The organism is Trichococcus sp. (assembly GCF_049589555.1).
Classification (GTDB): Bacteria; Bacillota; Bacilli; order Lactobacillales; family Aerococcaceae; genus Trichococcus.
Genome location: NZ_JBAWAZ010000291.1, coordinates 1 through 1,690, shown reverse-complemented (window position 1 = coordinate 1,690; position 1,690 = coordinate 1). Strand labels below are relative to the sequence as shown.

Below are 1,690 nucleotides of genomic sequence, written 5' to 3'. Positions count from 1 at the left end.
GTATACATCCCGCCGCAAGCCCCTGGTCCGGGACAGGCGTTGCATTCGATCGCCCGAACTTCTTCTTCCGTCATTTCACCATTGTTCCACTTTCCGATGGCTTCAAAAACAGAGACGAGATCGATGTCGTTGCCATCCTCATCTTTTCCTGGAGCGATCGTACCTCCATAGACAAAAATAGATGGGATGTTCGCATTGGCCATCGCGATGACAGAGCCCGGCATGTTCTTATCGCAGCCGCCGATGCTGATGAATGCGTCCAGATTTTGTCCGCCTACAGCAATTTCGATCGAATCGGCAATCAGATCGCGCGAAGGCAACGAATAGTTCATTCCCGGCGTACCCATAGCGATGCCATCGGAAACGGTCACTGTCGTAAACTGGACTGGCCATCCGTGCTGCTTCTTGATGCCATTTTTTGCGATTGCAGCCAAATCATTCAAGTGGATATTGCAAGGCGTGTTCTCAGCCCAAGTGCTGATCACCCCGACCATCGGCTTTTTGAAGTCTTCGTCATGCATGCCTGTCGCGCGCAGCATCGCACGGTTCGGCGATTTCACGACCCCATCATAAACGAAACTGTTGATGCGTAAATCTTTTTTGTTCTTTCCGTTGTCCATTCCCAAACCCCTCCCGTATTCTCATGCACAAGCACTTACTATTAATCGAATTTTAACATTTCTGTCCACAAAAGACTATCAGGGTCCCTCCATAAGTCAGGACATGGCGGAAAACGTTCAATATTTACGCGGCAAAAGTTGAGTCCTCAATTAATGATTTCCCCTTTGTTATTCGCCAACTTTTCATGCCACCGCCGAATGTCCTCAGGCGTCTGCCGTAACCACTCCGTTGCTTCGCCAACCACTTTTAAAGGTGCTTGCGAACGGTAGGAACGCGTCAGATTTCCGGGGAATTTCTTGTCCGTAACATTCGGGTCATTTTCGAATTCCCCTGTTGGCTCTACAATATAAATACGTTCTGGCCCATCACCTTTCGCCAATGCGGCTGCAAGTCCCGCACCACTGATCAAGGCCGTGAAATAAATGTGGTTCATTTTAAGCCCGTATTTGTAATTCGATTCTTCCTGTGCTGTCAGCAGATCACCGACCTGCAGATCTGCTTTTGTCCCATGAAAGAAGGGGCCTGGGTCAGACGGCATACCCTTATACGAATGTGACAATTCAAGATTCTTTTTTGCTTTGTCCGGAACGGATAACGCCTCATAGCATTTCCCGATGTTCGAATATAACGATGGGAAAGCACTCTTAACCGCAACATCATTCACTTTCAGCGCAAACCGCAAAGAGGTCTCGAACCATTTTAATTTGTCTGAACTATTTTTTTGATGCCGGGCCACATAATAAGCCGCGATGAATCTTTCAAAGTCGTCTGTCGCTTCACTCCAGGCTTGAAGAAACAGCAAGCCTGCCTGTTCAGGTTTGCCACCATCTTCCTTGCCCATCCCCTGAAGAAGCAGTTGAATGATTTGGTTATTGGGATCGAATTGATTCTCCATCTTATTCCACCTCTCAATTAGTGAACCGTATACTCACTTTTTCTTTTCTTTTTTCATTGCCTCCAGCTTCCTTGGCGGCGGCATTTTTTCTATCGCATACCTTAAGGCTGTTCTAGGCATTATGTCCCGCTTGCTTAACACATACTGGTATACCTCATCTTCATACTTGGTGCA

General features: G+C 47.4%; 2 protein-coding genes. Both read right to left on the bottom strand.

Annotated features, from left to right (window positions below):
* On the bottom strand, positions 1–620 hold a 620-nt coding region (locus WBV27_RS10440; protein ID WP_424201838.1), incomplete at its 3' end, for a dihydroxy-acid dehydratase.
* A 146-nt stretch (positions 621–766) separates the two neighbouring features.
* Entirely contained in the window at positions 767–1,159 is a 393-nt protein-coding gene (gene arr / locus WBV27_RS10435) for an NAD(+)--rifampin ADP-ribosyltransferase (protein ID WP_424201840.1), read from the bottom strand.
* Positions 1,160–1,690: the final 531 nt, after the last annotated feature.